A 20,743-nucleotide genomic window follows, 5' to 3' on the forward strand; every position below is an offset into this window, starting at 1 on the left:
TTAGTCTTTTTTACAGCAAGATTCAAATATCTCCTTCTGCTCTTGGATTTTCTGATCAATCTTGGAACAATCTTTGTGCTCAATTTTTTTCTGGCACCGTTCCATTTCAAGAGCCACTAACTTTTTCTTGATTTTGAGCATTTTCTTACTCATATGCTCTTCGTCGAGTACTCCTACCGCTCGCTCATGCTGCGTTGACTCGACAAAATTTTGGCGCATGGCCTCTAATTTCTCACGAAGGTATTGTTTATCCATGTCTATACCTTTCTAATTTTTCAATCATAACTAAAAATGGTGGATTGTTAACTTGGTTGAGAGTCCGATAAATGGCAGCTGTATACTCTTGTTGGTTCAACTGGCTAACAAAATCCAACACAGCATCCCTCTCGGTGTCTCCTCCCTCATGACCATAATAAATCATAATGGCAATCCGTCCACCCTTGACAAGCAAATGACAGAGCTTTTCAAGTGCTTCCATGGTAGTCTGAGGTTTGGTGATGACGGATTTGTCAGCAGAAGGTAAATAACCCAGATTAAAAATCCCTGCCTTAGCTTCTGTCACAAACTGGTCAAGTGTCTCATGTCCTTGCAAAATCAACTGGACATTTTCTAAACCAGCTTCATTTAAACGGTCTTGGGTTTTCTCCAAAGCTTGCTCCTGAATATCAAAGGCATAGACTTGCTTGGCTAGCTTGGCTAAAAAAAGCGTGTCATGTCCATTCCCCATGGTCGCATCCACTACGATATCCTTTTTTGTCACAACTTCAGCCAAAAATTCATGTGCCATCTCAAGTGGTCTTTTCATTTTTAAACTCCTGTTTTACAGCCTTGCATACTTCCACGACGGCGCATCTCAGTTTCAATAGCATTTAGCACTTCCCATTTATTGAGACTCCACATGGGACCAATCAGCATATCTCTAGGCGCATCTCCCGTGATTCGGTGGATGACGATATGCTTAGGAATGATTTCCAGTTGGTCACAGATAACCTTGACATACTCATCCTGACTCATCAGTTGCAAGCGTCCTTCGTGGTAATCTCTTTGCATACGTGTATTGGTCATAAGATGGAGCAAGTGCAGTTTAATTCCTTGAATATCATTATCCGTAACACAGCGGCGGACATTTTCAATCATCATCTCATGAGTCTCACCGGGCAGACCATTGATCAAATGGGAAACAATCTCAATCTTGGGATATTTCCTCAAGCGTTTTACTGTTTCAACATACAATTCATAAGAATGGGCACGGTTAATCAGGTCAGAGGTTGTCTCATATGTAGTCTGCAAGCCCAATTCTACCGTCACATGCATTCGTTCTGACAACTCAGCCAAATATTCGATGGTTTCATCGGGTAAACAGTCTGGACGTGTTCCGATATTGATTCCCACTACACCAGGTTCGTTGATGGCTTGTTCATAACGCTCCCGAATCACTTCCACCTTTTCATGGGTATTGGTAAAGTTTTGAAAATAAACCAGATACTTTTTAACATCTGGCCACTTGCGATGCATAAAGTCGATTTCCTTATAAAATTGCTCACGGATAGGGGCATCTGGTGCTACAATGGCATCTCCAGAACCCGAAACCGTACAAAAGGTACAGCCCCCATGAGCCACAGTTCCATCCCGATTAGGACAGTCAAACCCCGCATCAATAGGAACTTTAAAAGTCTTTTCTCCAAAGAGTTTTCGATAATAATCATTCAAGGTATTATAAGATTTCATAACTTTCATTATAACAAAAATCACTAACAATCTCAAAAGCCTGCCTTTGCCATAAAATCCTCTGTTTCTCGTTTCCTTTAGTGATTTTTTATGATACAATATGGGTATGATTTTAATGAAAATAGCATCTATTTTATTATTGATTTTAACCTTGGTTGTTTGCTTTATTGTCACCAAGCTTTTCGGACTTAGGAAAATAGGATTTAATTTCGCGGATCTAGCTTTTCCACTTTTGGTATTTGAGTACTATCTGATTACTGCTAAAACCTTTACCCACAACTTTCTACCGCGACTTGGTGTCGCACTTTCTCTCCTAGCAATCCTCCTAGTTGTCTTTTTCCTCCTCAAAAAAAGAAGTTTTTACTACCCTAAATTTATCAAATTCTTCTGGAGAGCAGGTTTTCTCCTTACCCTGATTATCTACATAGCTATGATTGTCGAATTGATGATGGTAAAATGATCACTGACCCTGTATTTAATTACCGGGTTTTTCTTTTACTCCTATACTTAAAAAGAGACTGAGACAAAAATCTAACCTTAAATACAAAAAGCGAACAAAATCAGTTATCTGACACTCAGAGTGCTGTATTGTTCGCTTTTTTGTCTAATCTATCGATTTAAAAATTTATAATAAAGAATTCCTAAAATCAAAATCTTTTTGTCTCAGCCTCTTTTAAGCTATAAGGCATTCTACAGCCTAAAAATACTAAACTCTAATCTTCTTTTTTGCCTTTAGTGGCGACTAATCCTGCCCCCAAACCGAGAAGAGCTAGGCCTGCTGCTAGAGCTGCTTGACTTTCTGCACTTCCTGTATTTGGCAACTGCTCTTTTTGAGCTTGATTAGCTTTACTTGAAGCAATTTCTTTTGTATCTGCTTTTTCTGATACTTGTGGTTTTGTTGCTTCTTGAGGTACTGGTTTGGTCGTTTCACCAGCTGTACCGACTTCGACGATGCGATCCTGAGCTATAACTTTATCATAGCTTTCTTTTTCAGTTCGCTTACCATTTTCAACTTCGATTAAGTGAACACGGATACCTTGTCTTCCTTCTTGAAGGATGCGAGTTTGACCTGCTGGAAGTTTGTCATTCTTTTGTTCCTGAACTTTGAAATCAATGATTTCTTCTTCTGAGATAAGCTCTGGAAGATTAAGAACGAGATTTTTCACTTCATCTTCTGGAAGAGAAGTTCCTGGTTTAGTACCAACTTCTACTATACGATCTTGAACAGCGACTTTATCGTAAGTTTCTTTAAGCTGACGTTTTCCATTTTCCAATTCAATCAAGTGAAGACGGATACCTTTTTGACCTTCTTGGACAACACGAGTTTCTCCTAGGTACAACTTATCAGTCTTACGCTCCTGAACCTTGAAGTCGATGGTTTCTTCTTCAACTACAAGTTCTGGTCTGTTAAGGACTAGGTTCTTCACTTCGTCTTCTGGAAGAGAGGTTCCTGGTTTTGTTCCGACCAAGACAATGCGGTCTGTCGGAGCCTCTACCACTTCCCGAAGTTTTTCTTTTTTACTTCCATCAGGATTAATCGCTGTAAAGATACGTTCTTTACCAACTTTTCCTTCTTGTTCTACACGAATTTCTCCTAGATACAGCGTTGAATCCTTTTTCTCAACTGTCTTATAGGCCAAATCGTTTTCAACAAATTCGAGTTTTGGAAGTTCTTCTTGTACAGCAGCAACTGTCTTCTCAGAAACTGGTTTTTCCTTGGTCAACTGGATACGGTATTCCTTGACTTGTTTTCCACTTTCTGAAACAAGACGAACAAGTACTGGAAGGCTATCGTCCCCGCTATCTACAACTGTTGAAGCCACTTGGTCTGTTTCCTCAACTGAAACTTTTGGACGTTGTCCGCTGTAGGTTACTTGATAGTCTTGGCGGTTTTCATCGAAATCAGGAAGTTCTTTTCCATCTACAAGAATCTTCGATTGAGTGCTTTCTTGAGGCAATTCGCTTGGAGCAAGGAAGGTCATCTCAATTATCGCAACACCCTTCTTATCCGCTTTGCGCTCCATACGCCATCTCATGGCTTTGGCTTTGACAGCTTTAAAGGTAACGTTAATTTCATCACCGGCTTCAATGTCTTTATCCGCACGATAAGGAACAGCTTCCCAATTTTCTGGATTGTTGAATGGATGGTCTGCGTCGTAGGCTTGGTAGTTTGAATAGTAGGTTGGCACTTCAAACTCTGGACCGACATAGCGTTCCAATACGAGTTTAGATGGTGCATCCGTACCACTATCTGCAAAGAAGTGAAGTTTAGCTTGAGCAACAGTCCGTTCTACAATCTTACCATTTTCACGGAAGATCACACCCGCTGATACTTCTGGATTAGAAGATGGTGTTGGAGACCAGTTTGTCCAACGACGATTTTCAGAATGATCTCTATCATTGATATAGTCAACACGGTCATGAGAACTGTCGTCAATATCATTAGTTGCTGAGGCAAAGGCTTGGTTACTATTTTCATCATAGTTAGGGTTTTCTGAGAGAGCCTCACCAAGTTTGTCTGTCACTCGTACAGAGAATTCCGCAACGAGGTCACTACCAAGGACACGACCTCGAACTGTAAATTGACCTGCTTTTGTCAGATTTTCTGCTGGAACTTCTTCCCATTCAACTGCCAAGTCTTTTGTTTCATAGCCATCTTTACCTGTGAAGTAAACCGGAACCTTAGTTGGCAATTCAAGTGGTTGACCTACTTGTACCAAACGTGCTTGTTTAACCGCAGCAAGAGGTTTACGAGAAAGTAAGTCTTTGTCCTTAGTGAAATGTAGACGGTATTCTCCTAAGATGTCACCATTTTCAGCTTTCGCGATGACACGAACTGGCTCACCTTCACGAACGCTTGGAACAACCGTCGCAAGACCATTGTTGCTAACACTTGCTGTTGCTGTAGGAACTTTTCCATCTACAGACTCAAGATAGTAGTCTGTCAAATCAGGGTTGAAGTTTGCTAAGTCTTTACCGTCAACTTGGATTCTCGTTTGTCCTTGTTTGGCTGCTGCGACTTGTTTCGCAAAGATTTGTACCTCTGTGATAGATGTTCCTTTCTTGCTATCAAGTCGAACCATACGAATGCGAACCGCATAGGTATCAACTTTATCAAAACTGAAATGATTCATTTCTCCAGCTTTTAATTGAGCTGGTGCTTTGAGATTGCTTACCTCTTTCCAGTTTGCAGGATCGTTAAAGACATGGTTTTCCTCACCTACAAAGCTAGGATTTTTAGGAGCTGTTGGAACAGTCTTACCAACATAATACTCAATCACATAAGACTTAGGTACACCAACTCCGTGGTCTTCGTGGAATCCGACACTTAGATTATCAACAGAACGTTTGCTCAAGATACCTGAATCTCCGAATAGGACACCGACTGAAGCTTCTGGATTAGTACGATTCCAGTTTGTCCAACGGTTGGCTGGTCGGTCATTAAAGGAAATCAATTTATCGTTGACATTTGAAACAGGATCGCTTGGATTTGAGTCTGAAGCAAAGGCAAGTGGCAATTCTGAACCTGTCCATTGGTCAGAAATATTTGCTCCTTGCTCAGTTTGAGCAGATACGCGAACATGAAGTTTAGTTGTTAATTGCGTACCTTCTAGGCGACCATTAACTGTAAAGACACCTTCCTTGGCGTATTGCTCTGAACGAATCGTATCCCAAGTAACCTTAGCTGATGAAACGTGACCATTTGAATCGTAAGTACGAACACTTTCTGGTAATTGTGGCGCTTCTGCGATTGGTGTTGTCACACTGACTTCTTCAACTGAAACGATACCTTCTACAGAGACTTTAGCACGCGCCTCAAGGTCAATTCCTTCAACTTTACCTAGAACTTCAAAGGTTTGATAGGAGTCTAGTTTTTCTTTCGGAATAGCTTGCCAAATGACTTTATGAGTTTTAGGGAAACCTTTGTCATACTCAACAGTTACTGTTGTTGGAAGAGTAGGTTCTTGATGCAAGTCTGTCACTACATTTACTGGACGGATAGATTGCGCAACCTTCGTCTCAGTATTGGCCTGGATAGTGAGTTCAACTTGGCCTTTAGCTCCCTCATATTCCGCTTTCAGAGTGACTGCTCCTGGCTTATGTAACTCAAGCATTCCTTTACGAACTGCGACTTCCCCTTCACCACTTGTAGAGAAGGTTACTTTATCAGCTGGTAAAACTGCTTGTGTTCCGTCTTGATAGTGAGCGAGTACAGACAATTTCACTGTTTGGTCTTCTTTAAGACCGTCAGCTTGCTCTACTTGCAAGCTCAAGTGGTCAATTTTTGGTGCTTCTTCAAGGAATTGAATTGCATAGGTTTGAAGAGGGCCACCATCTTTTGGTTGAACATAGATGCTTGCGCGCATGCCGTTTGCTGCACTTGCTTGGACTACAGTAACATCCGCATTTTCAGCACTTGCTACAACTTCTGGCAAGGATGCACCGTAAGCAAGAGTTCGATATTGCATTGGATTTTGAGTAGTAAGACCAGTGACAGATTCGCCACCTACAGTTACATTTGGTGTTACAGGTGCTGCAACATCACCGTCTTTTACTACAAGGGTAGCGTGAATAGTCTCACCACCCAGTTGGCCAGTCATTGGAATACGTGATCCTGCAACTGACAGTTTAGCTTTATCTGCTTCCGCAATCTCCCACTTATCAACTTCGTATTCTTGGACGCTTCCATCCGTAACAGCAATAGAAACGTATTTGTCAACAGCGCTCAAGTCTGTTCCTGGAGCAACACGCTTAACAGTTGGAAGCTCATTTGCAATTGCTAGAATTTCGACACGAGCCTCAACTTCGCGTCCGTCTGCCATACCTTTAACAGTCACAACTCCTGCTTGGCTCACATCAACTGAAGACCAAGTTACTGGACGTTTTTCACGACTGCCATCACTGTAGATAAAACCGACTGTCTTCGGCATTTTTGGCTCTTTCTCAATAACAGTACGTACTTTTGGTACTTCTGTTCCGAGAACAGTCTTTTCTTGACCTTCTTTTTTACCAGTAAAGACCGTCACTTGACTAGATTTCAAGAGATCAGAGTGGGCAGTAAGGGTGAATTTACCTGCTTGTTCAGTTGATTTGACAATGGCAACCCCTTTACCGTTAAAGGCTCTGCGAATCCAAGAACCATCTGCTTGTGCCTTATAACGTTCACGGCTGGCTTGTTCCCCATTATCTACACCGACCAATTGACCTTGGCCATGCAATTGGAAGCGAACCAGATTATTAGCAGTTGGAACTACATTCCCTTGGCTGTCTACGATTTCGTAGTAGATGTAAGTCAAGTCTTTTCCATCTGCAGCGATTGCGTGTTCTTCCTTGATGAGACGAACACCTGCTGGTTGACCTGCAGTGGTAATCTTGTCACGTGCAATTTCTTTACCAGTTTCATCGCGAGCTACAGCTTCTAAAGTACCTGGTTGGTAAGCAACCTTCCACTCAAGGTAGAGTTCCTTGGCATTGGCACCCTCTTGGTAAGTTCGTCCATCGCTAGTTTGTTTTTTGTTGAAGGTCTTAACTCCGAGAGATTGACCGTTCAAGAACAATTCAACACTTGCAGCGTTAGAATAAGCACGAACTGGAATCTTTCCTTGTGCATCTTCTACTTTAGAGGCCAAGTCTCTATTTTCCCAGTTCCAGTGAGGAAGAAGATGAACCATTGGTTTCTTCTTGACAGAAACCCATTGGCTTTGGTAGAGGTAGAAGTCATGTTTTGGAATACCCGCTGTATCTACAATACCAAAGTAAGAACTCTTAACTGGTGTATGGTTTTGGTTGTGCCATGGTGTAGGCTCCCCGATATAGTCTGTACCAGTCCAGATAAATTGTCCTGCGTAACCAGCATTGTCACGGTCAAAAGTCCATGAAGCGGTTGCAGTTTTACCCCAACCAACACGGTCATTTCCATAATCGGACTGTTCGTAATGACGCTCAGGTCCGTTACTATGTTTCAATTCCTGTTCAGGGCGATAGTAACTTCCACGTGTACGGGTAGCTGAAGATGTCTCAGAACCGTAAATCAACCAGTTTGGATGTTTCGCACGAAGTTTCTTGTAGTTGTCTTCAGAATAGTTGAATCCAACCGCATCCAGTTCATCAGCAATTTTCTCATGTCCACCACTACCATTACCGAAACGGAACTTATCTGCACCCATGGTAACGTAACGAGTCTTATCAACATCCTTGATAACTTTGACCAAACGTTTAACAGTTGCTAGAGAGTGGGCATCACCATTAGCTTCACCGATTTCATTACCAATTGACCACATGAAGATAGCAGGGTTGTTTTTGCCTCTTTCGACCATGGTACGAAGATCGTAGTCAGACCATTTTTCACCTTTTCGAGCTTCTGGGTGAGTGGCATCTTTTTCAAAGAAACGTCCGTAGTCATAAGGTTTCTTACCACCATACCAAGTATCAAAGGCCTCTTCCTGAACCAGCAAACCAAGTTCTGCAGCGATTTGCAAGGTTTGCTCACTAGCAGGGTTGTGGGTTGTACGGATGGAGTTGACCCCCATCTCCTTCATTTGTTTGAGACGACGGTATTCTGCCTTATAGTTTTCTTCTGCTCCAAGAGCTCCGTGGTCATGGTGCAAGGAAACACCATGGAATTTAATGCGTTCACCATTCAAAGAGAAGCCTTCATTTGGCGTCCAGTGATAGTAACGGTAACCAAACAGATCCTTCTTAGCATCCACCAATTGACCATCACGGTAAACACGCGTAATCAATTCGTACAAGGCTGGTTTGTCATTTAAAACTGTCCAGAGTTTTGGTTGTTCAACTTCTAAAATAGCATCAAGACTTGTTGATTCATGTGCTTTCAAGGTACGACTCGCTGTACGAACCAAGCCTGTTACAGCCTGACCACCACGTTCAACGATTTGATACTCTGCTACAAGTTCATGGTCTTTATCGTCTGTATTGACGATTTTGCTGGTCACATGCGTTTCAACCTTGCCATGTTGCTGTTGTTCTAGTTTTGGTGTTAAGATGGTTGTACCATTTTTCTCAACATGAACCTTATCTGTCACTTGCAATGTCACATCACGGTAGATACCGCTACCTGAATACCAACGGCTACTTGGTTGTTTGTTAATTGCATGGACAGCAATCACATTCTCACGACCATCTTTGTGAAGGTATTTGGTAATATCGTATGAGAACTGGTTATAACCGTTTGGATAATGTCCCACTAACTGGCCATTGACATAGACTTGAGAATCCATGTAGACCCCATCAAAGGTCACACGAACATTTTTCTTAAGGTCTTTTTCATCAAGTTTAAAGGTCTTACGATACCAAGCTTCACCACCATTGAGCTGTCCACCTTCGTTTTGGGCAGGTGATTGATGGTCAAAGTCGTTAAAGATACTCCAGTCGTGTGGTAGATCCAATTTTTGCCATGACGAAACATCTGCATCTGGTTTCACAGCTTCTTTAGAGTTCGCATTGAGTTTAAAGTGCCAATTTTGATTAAAATTCACTTTTCTATCTTCAATCATTTGATTCACTTCTTCATTTGTTGCAGCTTTCAAATCTTCCTTGACAGGCTTTTCTTGACTTGAAGCTTGAGATTCTACCTTTGGAGCTGTTTCTTCAGGTTTTAGAGATGCTTTCTCCTCTTTTGGAGCTACAGGTTCATCTTCTTTCACCTCTTGTTTGCTTGCTTCAATTTGAGCAGCTTGACTTTGATCGACACTTACAGCCTCGTTATTCTCTACTACTGCTTGATCCTGTTTTTCCTCCACTGCTGGACTTTCCTCTTTTGCTTGTTCTACAGTGTGCGCAATGGGAGTTTCATCGGCAAAAACTGGTGATTCTCCAACAACACTTCCTCCAAATAGAACAGCACAGGTTCCAATCATGACAGAGCAAGCTCCTACAGCAAACTTACGAATACTGTATACTCTTTTACGATTCCAAAAGCCTTTTTCCATAAAATCCTCCTTTAGTAACCGCTTCCATTTCTTTGTAAGCGCATTACTTTTTCATAGCCTTTTATCCTTATTTTATAAAATAATATAGGAAATTTCAATACCCTAAACACAAAAAATCATATTTTTGATTGTTTTTTCTAAAATTTGTAGAAGATTCAAAAAATGTGAATGTAGATTTAGAACAAAAACAAACATTTTTTGACACTCAGTTCAATATTATAAAAAAAGTTCCTTTTGTAAGGAACTTTTTTTATAATTAAAGATTCCCCCTGCCAACTTATCAGCTAACTTGGGAAAGAGGGTATAAAACTTATGGGCTAGGTTCAACAAAACTGGGAGATTGAGTTCCCGTTTGTTTTTTCCTATGGTTTTGACAATCTTTCTAGCCACTGCATCTGGTTCTAAAAGAAAGCGGTCAACAGACTTGAGGTAGGTACCATCTGACGTCAAATGAGGATTTCCATTAGCAAAGCGTTCTGGGAAAATCTGGTACCAAACGGTATTTGAAACCCAACTAGGAACCTGACATCCGTCGATTTCGTGATTATAAGGAAGCTTAAAGCCGTTTCCATCAGCATCCAAGTTTTCTTGAGTATGTTCTACGCAACCCTTATCACCGTAAAAAACACTCTGACCTTCCTCATCAAGGAGCTCAAAGAGATACTGAATCCGTGCAAAATCAACCGATACCGTAACCTGCCAATAGTCAAATAGAGCATCTGAGGTTACTTTGGTCATTTCTTTCTTGGCTTCATACTTATCCTCAATGAAAATAAAGGGATCTCCATAGTGTAAGATAACCTTCTGGACATCATTTTTCTTCGTTCTAATTCAGATATGTAGCTGACCTTCTTTGTAAAGATAAGCATACTCTGATTCTGGTCTATGATAAATGGCTGTTAATCCATGTATTGTCTCCTAAATAATCAGCAGCAGCAAAAACGCAAACGTTTTCATAAACGATAGAACTAGTATACTATTTTAAGATTCGATTTGCAATACTTGGTCAAATTTGACAAGAAAACAGCTCAAAATAGATACTGTAGAATAGTACCTATCAATAAAAAGCTCCCAAATTCAGCCTCACAGCCTAGTCAATCTGACAAAGGGCAAGTTCTTTTAATCCTCTGTCGTACAGGAAGATTAAACAAATGTTATCTGTTATATTTTGAACTTGGTACATTTGTCCGTTTATACGATCTCATCCATTATCCCTTCAATCAGATTTGTAAGGCTTTTAGCCGCATAGATCACCTGGTCTGGATCATGGATATAGCAAATAATCTGCCCTTCCTGCCCCTCCTGGTCTGGATCAAAATCCAGCATAAGATAACAAGAGTCACAATACTGAGCAAAAGGAAGCCATTTTTTATTAAAAAGATAAGGCTTAATTCTATGATCATGCATGTTTTCTAGGTCTTGACTAGAAAAATAGTCGGGAAATTCGGTTAACAGAGCATCTCTATTTTGAAAGTACTTTTTACAAGTCTCAATTTCCTGTAGACTCATGAGAGAAAAAGTCAAATCTCTCTGATCAATTACACAAGGTAAAATAGAGAGGTATTTACTCCCATTTTTGTAGCTATAAAGCTCTTTGAAGTCACTAGGTAGACGAATACCAAATATTTTCTCAAAGGCTTGAAGCTCTTCCTCGGAAGCACCAGAAATGTCCTGATAATCTTCCAGATATCCTTCCTCTACAGGATCATCCAAATCCCAGTCTTCAAAATACTCACAAATATAAGTTTCTATTTTTTTAACTTGGTCAATTACTTGCATCATTTCACCATGACTTCTTTATTCTAACTAGCTTCAAATCCCTTTTACCTCTTATAACTTGGTTCTTTTAAGTCAATTGGGTTAGGATTTTGCTTAATCCAATCAATAGCTAACTGACATAGACGGTCTAGACGAGGCTCGTCATCAAAATCTTTCCCATGAACTTGAGCAATAAGCTCTTTAGTCTCTTCCAATTCTTGTTCTGAAAGAGAGCTTCCTAGAGACAAGTATTGGGGAAGAGCTTGAAGCATTCTTCTATAGTCCCTGTCCCAGTTGACCCCACCATTGCGATCCAGTTCATCTCGGACTCGACCTGGTATACGGATAACTTCTCCCTGAACAGTTTTGGCTGCCCCACTTGAAGGAATCAAGAAAGACCATAGTTCCTCATATTGCTCCTCCCAACTACCTTCTTTTACAAGAATCGGAGAAACTCCATCATGAGTTATTCGTTTGGCTACTGGCTTGACATTAAACAAAGTATAAAGTTTTTCTAGACCCTGATCTGCTGCTTCTAGATAGTCGGGATTGATCCCTTCTCTATGAAATTCAAAATCCTTACCAATATTTTCAACCTTTTCTTTCATAGCAGATGTTTTCTTAGCACCTGCATCCAGCAGCATAGAGGCAATTTCAGCTGTTTGGGCAATATAGATTCCTCGACAGACAGTGAGTACGGAGTCTAGTGGGGTCTGTCCCCTATCATTTTTAGGGTTAACATTTGCTCCCTTTTCTATGAGAAGTGCAACGGTCTTAGGATGAAAAAACTCAGCAGCCACATGCAAGGGTGTATTGCCATAAGTATTGGTTTTTTCAATGTCTGCACCCAATTCGAGCAATAGTTTTACAGTATCTCTTCCCATGGTTGCCTGACGATACAAAGGAGTTGCTCCATAATAATCAGGGGTATTGATATCTAAGCCCTTTTCTACCAGCCAGATAACCAGTTCATCAGGTACACCACCGAAATGGAGAGCCGTACTTAAGCTATATCTACCATCATGGGCAGTTAACTCACACTTATCATATACGGCCTTTAATTGGTCAATATTGCCATCAGTTAGTAGTTCATTAAAGTCCTTGGGTAAGGTAACTCTTTTCTTTGCCATTTTTTTCTCCTGTATCCATGATTCTATCTTTTTGTACCTAGATTATACTCTAAGTATCTTCTTAATCTCTTTTATTTGTATTATACCCTAAAAGCTATGAATAGTCACGAATAAGCTTGGTTTTGAACTTTAAAACACTCTTCTTTCAAGAAATTAAATCAAAAAAGCTATTCCTTAAAGGAATAGCTTTTTTACTTATAATTAAAAGTTTCTCCTGCCAACTTATCAGCTAGCTTGGGAAAGAGGGTATAAAACTTATGGGCTAAATTTAACAAGGCTGGGAGATTGAGCTCGCGTTTGTTTTTTCCGATGGCCTTAACAATTTTTTGCGCGACAGCATCTGGCTCCAGTAGGAAGCGGTCAACCGATTTGAGGTAGGTCCCATCTGGGTCTGCCTGGTCAAAAAATCCTGTACGGATAGGTCCTGGATTAACAGTTGTCACATAGACACCATAGGGCATGAGCTCAAGGCGAAGAGCATTTGAAAAACCAATGGCCGCAAACTTGGTCGCTGAATAGAGGCTAGACTTAGCTGTTGCAATCAAGCCAGCCATGCTGACGATATTGATGATATGGCCTTTTCGACTTTCCTTCATTCGACACCCAATGCGACGAGACAGATTCATCAGAGCAAAGGTATTGACCTCGAACATCTGGTGAATGTTTTGATCAGAAATCTGGTCAAATTCTTCAAAAATTCCATAGCCAGCATTATTAATCAAGACATCAATCTTACCATAACGGAGATAGAGGTCAGCTACCAGAGTTTCTAGGGCCGAGTCATCGGTAATGTCGATTTCAATCCATTCCACATGGGTATGGTTTCCGTAGAGTTGGGCTAGTTTTTCCTTATTTCTACCTAGCAAAATGAGTTGGTCATCTGGCAAAAGTTTGACTATTTCTTGAGCTAAGCCACCGCTAGCACCTGTAATGAGAATGGTTCGCATATTTCTTCCTTTCTGTGGCACTTAAATTTCCACTTCTTCCAAGTCTTTAACCACATGGACATTCTCAAAAATACTAGCTGCATCTTTCTTAAGCTGGCTGATATCTTTTGAAAGGAAACGAGCACTGATATGATTGAGCAAGAGGCGCTTGGCACTGGCTTCTGCTGCTACTTGTGCTGCCTGCATATTGGTTGAGTGACCGTGATTGCGAGCAATTTTTTCATCTCCCTTGCCATAAGTCGACTCATGGACAAGGACATCGGCATTGACAGCTAAACGCACACTAGCATTGGTTTTACGGGTGTCACCCAGAATGGTGATAATCTTACCTGGACGGGGAGCTGAGATATAGTCTGCTGCCTTGATTTGAGTCCCATCTTCGAGAACAACATCCTGACCGTTTTTGATCTTTCCAAAAAGTGGGCCAAATGGGACACCAGCAGCCTTAAGCTTTTCAGCATCCAAGGTTCCTTCAAGGTCCTTTTGCATGACACGATAACCCACACAGAAAATAGTGTGATCCAACTCTTCCGCATACACCGTGAATTTATCTGTTTCAAGAATTTTCCCTAGAGAATCTTGGTCGAACTCATGAAAATGAATCTTATAGGGCAGGCGTGAACCTGACACACGTAGGCTGGTTAAGACAAATGACTTGATTCCTTGCGGTCCATAGATTTCCAAATCTGTCTGTTCTTCATTGGCCTGAAAGGCACGGCTAGAAAGAAAACCTGGCAAGCCAAAAATGTGGTCTCCATGTAGGTGGGTAATAAAGATTTTGCTGACCTTACGTGGTCGAATCGTAGTTTCCAGAATGCGATTTTGCGTTCCTTCACCACAGTCAAAGAGCCAGACTTCGTTAATCTCGTCCAAGAGTTTGAGGGCGAGGCTTGAAACGTTGCGGGCTTTGGAGGGCTGACCAGCCCCCGTTCCTAAAAATTGAATATCCATTCGATACTTTCTAATTAATCAAAATATAACATAGCTGTGCGGTTTTCCGAGCGATAATAAAGCTTGCCAGAAAAAGCTCTAGCTTCTTGTAGTAAATCCTCTTGGCTGTAACCTTTGAGACGCTTACGACCATCTGCTAAGGTTTCCAGGTCTGTCAAAACTGTAAGACTTTCCACACTAACAACTTCTTCATCTCCGACAGCTTTCATGTAAATCTTGCCAGACTCTTCAAAGACGAGTTGATGGGGGAAAATTTGCGCAATTTCAAAAAGCAAGTCAGCTGTGATTACTTCCTCAGCTTCTGAGAAAATCCGCCCCAGTCCCTCACTCTCATAGCAAAATCCAAAAGATTTACCCGACAGGTTCAGACGGATAAAAGGCTTATTTTCAAAGGTGAAACTTGGCTCAGCATTGTAGAGATTCAGTTCCTGACTGAGTTCTGCAAAATAATCCGTCGCAGCTTCAGGACTCTTTTTCTGGTAGAGTTCTGCAAAGTAGGCATTGACGACACTAGGTGGAGGGGTGATGAGAGTCAAATGCTCTTGCTCTGTTTTGCCAGCTAGAAGTTGATCCAGATAAACCTTATCCAGACTTGTATAGCCTCCATACTTTAGAGCTAAGGTTTTAATATCAGTCATAAAATTCCTCTAACCTCCATTTATTTTTCTCGGAAATGTAGCCTGTAATGACTTCGCCATCCTCCTGATAATCACGTTCTTCCAAAATCGCTACACTTTCCAAATCATGAATCTTGTAGGACTTAGAAAAAGGCACCCGTAGAGTAAAGGATTCAAAAATTTCCTTAATCTTATCTAGCAATAAAGCCTGCAACTGTTCTCGACTATCTTTAGACTTAGCAGAAATCAATGCATAAGGCGTTTGAGTAGGTGTGAAATCCTCCAGCAAATCCGCTTTATTATAAAGGGTCAAGCGAGGAATATCCTCCATGTCCAAGTCTTTCATGATAGAAAGAACCGTTTTTTCATGCTCCTCGTGATAAGGATTGCTGGCATCAATGACATGAACCAGAAGATCCACATGCTTGCTTTCTTCCAAGGTTGACTTAAAACTTGACACCAACTCAGTAGGCAAATCTTGGATAAACCCAACAGTATCAGTCAAGGTAACCTGTAGATTGCCCCCAAGATGGATACTCTTAGTCGTCGCATCCAGGGTCGCAAATAATTCATCTGCTTCATACTGGGTCTTACTGGTTAAGGTGTTCATGATGGTTGATTTCCCAGCATTGGTGTAACCAATCAAACCAATCTTAAAGGTGCTTGACTCCAGACGCTTTTCTCTAACTGTTGCTCGATTTTTCTCAACGACCTTGAGCTGACGTTCAATGTCTGTGATTTGGTTGCGAACACTACGACGATTCAGTTCCAGCTGGCTTTCACCAGGTCCACGGGAACCAATTCCCCCAGCCTGACGACTGAGCATGATTCCTTGACCAACCAAGCGAGGCAAGAGATACTTGAGTTGTGCAAGATGAACTTGTAGCTTACCTTCATGGCTTCGAGCTCTCATAGCAAAGATATCCAAAATCAACTGCATACGGTCAATGACCTTGACACCTAAGACTTCTTCTAGATTGACATTTTGCCGTGGAGTTAAGCGGTTATTGACAATGACTGTGGTAATTTCTTCTGCATCCACCATCCGCGCAATCTCTTCCAACTTACCAGAGCCAACAAAAGTTTTGGAATCATATTTTTCACGTTTTTGCCTGTAACTACCTACTACGACTGCTCCAGCAGTCTTAGCCAGACTGGCCAATTCTTCCATGGAGAGGTCAAAATTGTCCATGCCCTGCAATTCCACACCGATGAGTAGGACACGTTCCTCTTTTTTCTCCGTTTCAATCATTTAAAAACTCCTCAATCTGGCTTAAAATGCGGTTTTGAACTCCAGGCTCTCCTATCTGATAAAAGGTCACCTGCATGCGATTACGGAACCAGGTCAACTGACGCTTAGCAAAACGGCGGGTTGCCTGTTTGAGACTATCGCTGGCTTCCTCAAGAGTTTGCTCCCCACGGAAATAAGGAAAGAGTTCCTTGTAGCCAATGCCTTTGGCTGCCTGCACATCTGGATAATGGTCAAAGAGCCACTTAGCCTCATCCAAAAGTCCAGCCTCAAACATCAGATCTACTCGACGGTTGATACGTTCATAAAGCTGACTGCGTTCATCATCCAAGCAGATAATCAAAGCTTCATAAGGACTTTCCTGATTTTTCAAATCCTGACCAAAATGGGCAATCTCCAAGGCGCGCATGGCACGACGACGATTAAACTGGGGAATTTCAAGACCTGCTTGCTCCAGCAAATGGACTAATTCCTCATCTGAATAAGGCTCCAAACTAGCCCGATAAGCTACAATCTCCTCATGAGGTGTTTCCCCACCTAGATGATAGCCTTCCAGCAAGCTCTGGATATAAAGTCCAGTTCCACCAGCGATAATGGCTAACTTGCCACGGCTTTGAATATCCTCAATAGCCTTCTTAGCTTCTGAAACAAAATCAAAAGCCGAGTAAGACTCGGTCACCTCTCTGACATCAATCAAATGATGAGGAACAGAAGCTTGCTCCTCTGAGCTAGCCTTGGCCGTCCCAATATCCAACCCTCTGTATACTTGCTGACTGTCACCACTGACCACCTCTCCACCAAAGCGCTTGGCCACTTCAATAGCAAGGGCTGTCTTCCCAACAGCAGTCGGTCCAACAATCACAATTATTTTTGTTTTCATCTTTTTTCCTTGAAAAATTTCCATTTTTTCGTTACTATTATTATATCACAAAAAGGTCAGTCAGAAAAATGCTACCACTTGAGGAGCCTGACTGATCGGGAAGATAAAGGAGGAAGACTCATGGCTAAAGGATTCGCTAAAGGTCTTGTAACAGGTGTCGCAGGAACTGTCGCTGCCGTTGCAGGTGCAGTATACGCAATTAAAAAGAAAGTGATTGAGCCAGAAGAGCAAAAAGCAGCTTTCATCGAAGAAAACCGCAAAAAAGCAGCTCGCCGCCGCGTATCACATTAAGCAACAAAAGAAGTTGGGGATAAACTTAATTTGAGGAGAATGCCCAATAAATATTTCCACAATAAAACACATAGTATCAGGTATTCAAAAAACTGATACTATGTGTTTTTTGATTTCGACGACTTTTAACCCATACTTTATAATTAAAAAGTAGAAATCGAATTGATAAATAAAGTATGAATCTATATTACGAAAGTTAGACAGAAAATTTCATGATTGAGGTGTAAATTAAATATGTTTGCTACTATTCTTTACTTATATTATTCATAAAAAGGCAATATTGAATCTATTAAATTTACAATATCAGATTTTGTAATAACGTATATATACACAATGATGTTAACTGTCATCCAAATGCAAACAATTCGCGTACTAATAATTTTACAAATGAACGAGACATACTTTCCTCTTTTTATTGATTGTCACTGAGACAAATTAATTACTTTGTCGTATTGTGCAAGTGTCTCCTCATCATAATGGTGGATTACCTCAACCAAGGTTTGTGGAAGGGTTAATAAGATATTTGAAATTTGTTTTGAATTCACTTTATCAAGATTGGCTTTAACCTCGTCTGCCAAAATCAGATCACTATTATGATACAAACTGCGAGCGATTTCTATACGTTGCTTTTCCCCACCAGAAAGATGATTTCCATAAAGAAGATGTCCCTTTAAAAATTCTAGATTTACTCGATTAAGAATCAGGTCCATCTTTATATTATCCATCGACTCTCCAAGGGTAATATTCTCCTCAAGTGATAAACCATCAAAAATATAGGAATCTTGTAAAATATAAGAAGCTGATTTGGCAACTTGCTCTTGATTTAAGATCTGACCAGCATAAGTCACCTTCCCCAAATCTGGAGATAGTTGCCCATAGATGAGGTTAAGTAAGGTTGACTTACCACAACCACTTGCACCTATTAGAGCAATTTTTTCTCCTTTTTTAATTTCAAATGATAGATTTTCAAAAAGTATATTATCTTCAAAACTTAAACTGACGCAATCAACTAAGATAGGAAAAAGTGATGTTGAAGACAGGTCATCTGTTTGTATAATCGCATCTTGAAGTAGAAAATCATAACGATTCCTAAGCTGCTTGCTTGATTTATAGGTATTGATAAAATATGACAATTCATTGAATTGATAGCCTATGTTATGAGATACTAGATAAATTGCAACAAAACTAGCTCCTGACAAATAATTATAATAAGTCATTATACCACCGATAATGATGGGAACTACCGAACAAAATGCGTCAATACTATTAATGAGAATATTATTAATCGTACGTTGTTGTTCATAACGAATGTCCTGATCAATTCTCTTCGACAAGGCTCTTCTGAAAAGAGAATAGAAGAAATCCATAGCACCGTAATTTTTAATCACACTCTCTCCACCAATGATATTCGTTGTCTGAGACAAGTACTCCTGATTCGACGTCGCTTTTTCCTCAGAAATAAGGGCTAATTTTTTACTACCTATACCACTACAGAGTACAGGCATAGAGTAAAAAAAGATAAATATCCAGCCCAACCAAAAATTTGTTGTCAATGCATATACAATGGAAACTATTGTAAAACCAACTGAGGAAATAATAATGACTGCTGGTTCGAGATAAGACGTTTCTAATTGTTTGACATCGTTTTCAAGATTGGATAGGATATCCTCTTTTTTACTATTTTTATTATATAGAAAATGCTCAAACAATTTATATTTCATGATCCAAGTGAAATCTGCTACTAACTTGGCATAATAATACCTTTTCCCAGCCAATCCAATAAGAATAAATAAATTACCAATTATACCTACAGTAAGGGCTATCCATAAATCATCCAGAATCTTCTTCTCAAAACTGGCTATAATCATCGATACCAAGGTTGGTGTGATGATAGCCTCTAACCACGTAATAGCAATGAAAATAAAATAGAGCACCAAATGTTTTTTTGTGATGAACTTTTTAAGCATATCTAATGAACCTTTCAAAATTGTTAACTAATTTTGTTAAACGCTCTTTATCCTTACTCAATTCAATAATTTTATAAATACAGTATTCCATTAAATCTTGTTTTTTACACTCAATAAATTTTCCTTCTTCAGAAATAATTGATGAATAGCCATCAATCATATTTGCGACACATTCCATGCACATTCCTCTACACCAACAATCTTTACACTTAGAAAAGTTATCCTTATTATTGAATTGTGTAACTTTATCACTGCTATGGGTCCCCCAAAATCTAAAGCAAGATTTAGTTGATCCATCAACATCAAATGTTATTGTTGTTTCTGGATCAATATCATCACAAAACGATTCTATCTTACTTTTAAAAATCATTGAAAGTAGCACATCATAAACAATCGGGCTAATGTAGTTTTTAACATTATTATTGATAATATCTTCGAATGACTGATCGATAAATGTTTTTCTATTTTCTTCAGTCATTTCCATTTCTTTAACTATTAGAATTTTATTTTTGCTAAATACATTATTGATATTAAATCTAACACCCATATCAGTAAAATATCTATAGATATCCCCTTTTTGAAATCCAAGTATTTGATGCATCCGCGTGTAAGTAGAAGCGACTTCAAAATTTTCGTAATCTATTTCTTTTAAATACTGAATAAAATTCAATGTTCGTCTATGACTTCCCTTGCCTCTTAACTTATCGTGAATCAATTGTGGGCCATCAAGGCTAACTGTTAAAAAAGGATGATAATTGTTAATCATCATTTCAACTTTCTTATTTAGGATGGTACCATTTGTCACAGTTTCAATTTTTTGAATCTCAATATTTTTAGATAGCTTTTCAATAATATAAACAAACAAATCAATATTTAAAAACGGCTCGCCTCCAAAAAGGATTAATCTCTTTATACATTGAATTCTGCGAGAGACTAGCTGATCAATAATTTTATCTGCTGTATCAATATTCATCAGTTGATTCATCATTCCGTAATTACCACCATCAGCATAGCAGTATGTACATGAAAGATTACAGTTATTTGAAATATTGATTACTACTTTTTTTAAAATATTATAATCGTTTTCTTTTTTGATATTATTATTCAAATCATCTATTGAAGTTGATAAAGTAAAGGTTTCAGAATTAAAATAAAGAGTATCGGATTCTGTAATAAATGCTTTTAACATAATTATTCCCCCTATATAACATAGAGAGGGAATAAAAATCCCTCTCACAATAAAAATAAGATAGTCGTTACCGACCTCCACCAC

At 39.8% G+C, this 20,743-nt stretch carries 15 protein-coding genes and 1 pseudogene; 2 read left to right on the forward strand and 14 right to left on the reverse strand.

Annotated elements, in window-relative coordinates; genetic code table 11:
• From P8P68_RS03665 to P8P68_RS03675, 3 genes are read right to left on the reverse strand one after another with little or no spacing between them, the layout of a single operon-like run.
• Positions 1-255, reverse strand: coding sequence for a hypothetical protein (locus P8P68_RS03665; RefSeq protein WP_000361099.1), 255 nt, complete (start codon positions 253-255; stop codon positions 1-3).
• A complete protein-coding gene (locus P8P68_RS03670; protein ID WP_278276192.1) occupies positions 248-805 on the reverse strand; it encodes a class I SAM-dependent methyltransferase in 558 nt (185 codons plus the stop codon). Before P8P68_RS03670 ends, P8P68_RS03665 begins: the two co-directional genes overlap by 8 nt.
• Before the next feature lie 2 nt (positions 806-807).
• Positions 808-1,737: a TIGR01212 family radical SAM protein gene (locus tag P8P68_RS03675; protein WP_278276193.1), complete on the reverse strand. Its 930-nt coding sequence runs from the start codon at positions 1,735-1,737 to the stop codon at positions 808-810.
• 91 nt (positions 1,738-1,828) lie between these two features.
• Between P8P68_RS03675 and P8P68_RS03680 the strand changes: the two genes are divergently transcribed.
• Entirely contained in the window at positions 1,829-2,188 is a 360-nt protein-coding gene (locus tag P8P68_RS03680) for a DUF3397 domain-containing protein (RefSeq protein ID WP_278276194.1), read from the forward strand.
• A gap of 253 nt (positions 2,189-2,441) precedes the next feature.
• On the opposite strand, the gene bgaA is transcribed toward P8P68_RS03680, so the two are convergent.
• From bgaA to miaA, 9 genes and pseudogenes are all read right to left on the reverse strand, one after another.
• Positions 2,442-9,680, reverse strand: a complete 7,239-nt coding sequence (gene bgaA / locus P8P68_RS03685; protein ID WP_278276195.1) for an LPXTG-anchored adhesin/beta-galactosidase BgaA — start codon at positions 9,678-9,680, stop codon at positions 2,442-2,444.
• A gap of 435 nt (positions 9,681-10,115) precedes the next feature.
• A pseudogene (locus tag P8P68_RS03690) lies at positions 10,116-10,592 on the reverse strand (alpha amylase N-terminal ig-like domain-containing protein); the annotation flags it as partial.
• Positions 10,593-10,871: 279 nt separating this feature from the next.
• Complete coding sequence (locus tag P8P68_RS03695; protein WP_278276298.1) at positions 10,872-11,459, reverse strand: SMI1/KNR4 family protein; 588 nt, start codon at positions 11,457-11,459, stop codon at positions 10,872-10,874.
• A 44-nt stretch (positions 11,460-11,503) separates the two neighbouring features.
• On the reverse strand, positions 11,504-12,568 hold the full coding sequence (locus P8P68_RS03700) for an ankyrin repeat domain-containing protein (protein WP_278276196.1): 1,065 nt from the start codon (positions 12,566-12,568) through the stop codon (positions 11,504-11,506).
• Positions 12,569-12,759: 191 nt separating this feature from the next.
• A complete protein-coding gene (locus tag P8P68_RS03705) occupies positions 12,760-13,515 on the reverse strand; it encodes an SDR family oxidoreductase (RefSeq protein WP_278276197.1) in 756 nt (251 codons plus the stop codon).
• Positions 13,516-13,536: 21 nt separating this feature from the next.
• Positions 13,537-14,466 carry a ribonuclease Z gene (rnz, locus tag P8P68_RS03710; RefSeq protein ID WP_278276198.1) on the reverse strand — a complete coding sequence of 310 codons (930 nt, stop codon included), beginning with the start codon at positions 14,464-14,466 and terminating at the stop codon, positions 13,537-13,539.
• A 14-nt stretch (positions 14,467-14,480) separates the two neighbouring features.
• A complete protein-coding gene (locus P8P68_RS03715) occupies positions 14,481-15,104 on the reverse strand; it encodes a cystathionine beta-lyase (protein WP_278276199.1) in 624 nt (207 codons plus the stop codon).
• Entirely contained in the window at positions 15,097-16,335 is a 1,239-nt protein-coding gene (gene hflX / locus P8P68_RS03720; RefSeq protein WP_278276200.1) for a GTPase HflX, read from the reverse strand. The genes P8P68_RS03715 and hflX overlap by 8 nt, the downstream gene beginning before the upstream one ends.
• Positions 16,328-17,212 (reverse strand): tRNA (adenosine(37)-N6)-dimethylallyltransferase MiaA, encoded by an 885-nt coding sequence (gene miaA, locus P8P68_RS03725; RefSeq protein WP_278276201.1) that lies wholly within the window; start codon positions 17,210-17,212, stop codon positions 16,328-16,330. The genes hflX and miaA overlap by 8 nt, the downstream gene beginning before the upstream one ends.
• A gap of 120 nt (positions 17,213-17,332) precedes the next feature.
• On the opposite strand from miaA, the gene P8P68_RS03730 reads away from it, so the two are divergent.
• Positions 17,333-17,503, forward strand: coding sequence for a DUF3042 family protein (locus P8P68_RS03730; protein WP_001051782.1), 171 nt, complete (start codon positions 17,333-17,335; stop codon positions 17,501-17,503).
• Between the two features lie 422 nt (positions 17,504-17,925).
• On the opposite strand, the gene P8P68_RS03735 is transcribed toward P8P68_RS03730, so the two are convergent.
• Positions 17,926-19,470, reverse strand: a complete 1,545-nt coding sequence (locus P8P68_RS03735) for an ABC transporter ATP-binding protein (RefSeq protein WP_278276299.1) — start codon at positions 19,468-19,470, stop codon at positions 17,926-17,928.
• On the reverse strand, positions 19,463-20,659 hold the full coding sequence (locus P8P68_RS03740; RefSeq protein ID WP_000909921.1) for a radical SAM protein: 1,197 nt from the start codon (positions 20,657-20,659) through the stop codon (positions 19,463-19,465). Before P8P68_RS03740 ends, P8P68_RS03735 begins: the two co-directional genes overlap by 8 nt.
• Between the last annotated feature and the right edge of the window lie 84 nt (positions 20,660-20,743).

It is taken from the genome of Streptococcus sp. D7B5 (genome assembly GCF_029691405.1).
GTDB lineage: Bacteria > Bacillota > Bacilli > Lactobacillales > Streptococcaceae > Streptococcus.

Bases quoted from the DNA above. Each gene is read 5' to 3' on its own strand.
- P8P68_RS03675 (WP_278276193.1), bottom strand. From the start codon at position 1,737: ATGAAAGTTATGAAATCTTATAATACCTTGAATGATTATTATCGAAAA.
- P8P68_RS03715 (WP_278276199.1), bottom strand. From the start codon at position 15,104: ATGACTGATATTAAAACCTTAGCTCTAAAGTATGGAGGCTATACAAGT.
- P8P68_RS03705 (WP_278276197.1), bottom strand. From the start codon at position 13,515: ATGCGAACCATTCTCATTACAGGTGCTAGCGGTGGCTTAGCTCAAGAA.
- P8P68_RS03740 (WP_000909921.1), bottom strand. From the start codon at position 20,659: ATGTTAAAAGCATTTATTACAGAATCCGATACTCTTTATTTTAATTCT.
- P8P68_RS03730 (WP_001051782.1), top strand. From the start codon at position 17,333: ATGGCTAAAGGATTCGCTAAAGGTCTTGTAACAGGTGTCGCAGGAACT.
- P8P68_RS03665 (WP_000361099.1), bottom strand. From the start codon at position 255: ATGGATAAACAATACCTTCGTGAGAAATTAGAGGCCATGCGCCAAAAT.
- P8P68_RS03735 (WP_278276299.1), bottom strand. From the start codon at position 19,470: ATGCTTAAAAAGTTCATCACAAAAAAACATTTGGTGCTCTATTTTATT.
- hflX (WP_278276200.1), bottom strand. From the start codon at position 16,335: ATGATTGAAACGGAGAAAAAAGAGGAACGTGTCCTACTCATCGGTGTG.
- P8P68_RS03680 (WP_278276194.1), top strand. From the start codon at position 1,829: ATGGGTATGATTTTAATGAAAATAGCATCTATTTTATTATTGATTTTA.
- bgaA (WP_278276195.1), bottom strand. From the start codon at position 9,680: ATGGAAAAAGGCTTTTGGAATCGTAAAAGAGTATACAGTATTCGTAAG.
- P8P68_RS03695 (WP_278276298.1), bottom strand. From the start codon at position 11,459: ATGCAAGTAATTGACCAAGTTAAAAAAATAGAAACTTATATTTGTGAG.
- rnz (WP_278276198.1), bottom strand. From the start codon at position 14,466: ATGGATATTCAATTTTTAGGAACGGGGGCTGGTCAGCCCTCCAAAGCC.
- miaA (WP_278276201.1), bottom strand. From the start codon at position 17,212: ATGAAAACAAAAATAATTGTGATTGTTGGACCGACTGCTGTTGGGAAG.
- P8P68_RS03700 (WP_278276196.1), bottom strand. From the start codon at position 12,568: ATGGCAAAGAAAAGAGTTACCTTACCCAAGGACTTTAATGAACTACTA.
- P8P68_RS03670 (WP_278276192.1), bottom strand. From the start codon at position 805: ATGAAAAGACCACTTGAGATGGCACATGAATTTTTGGCTGAAGTTGTG.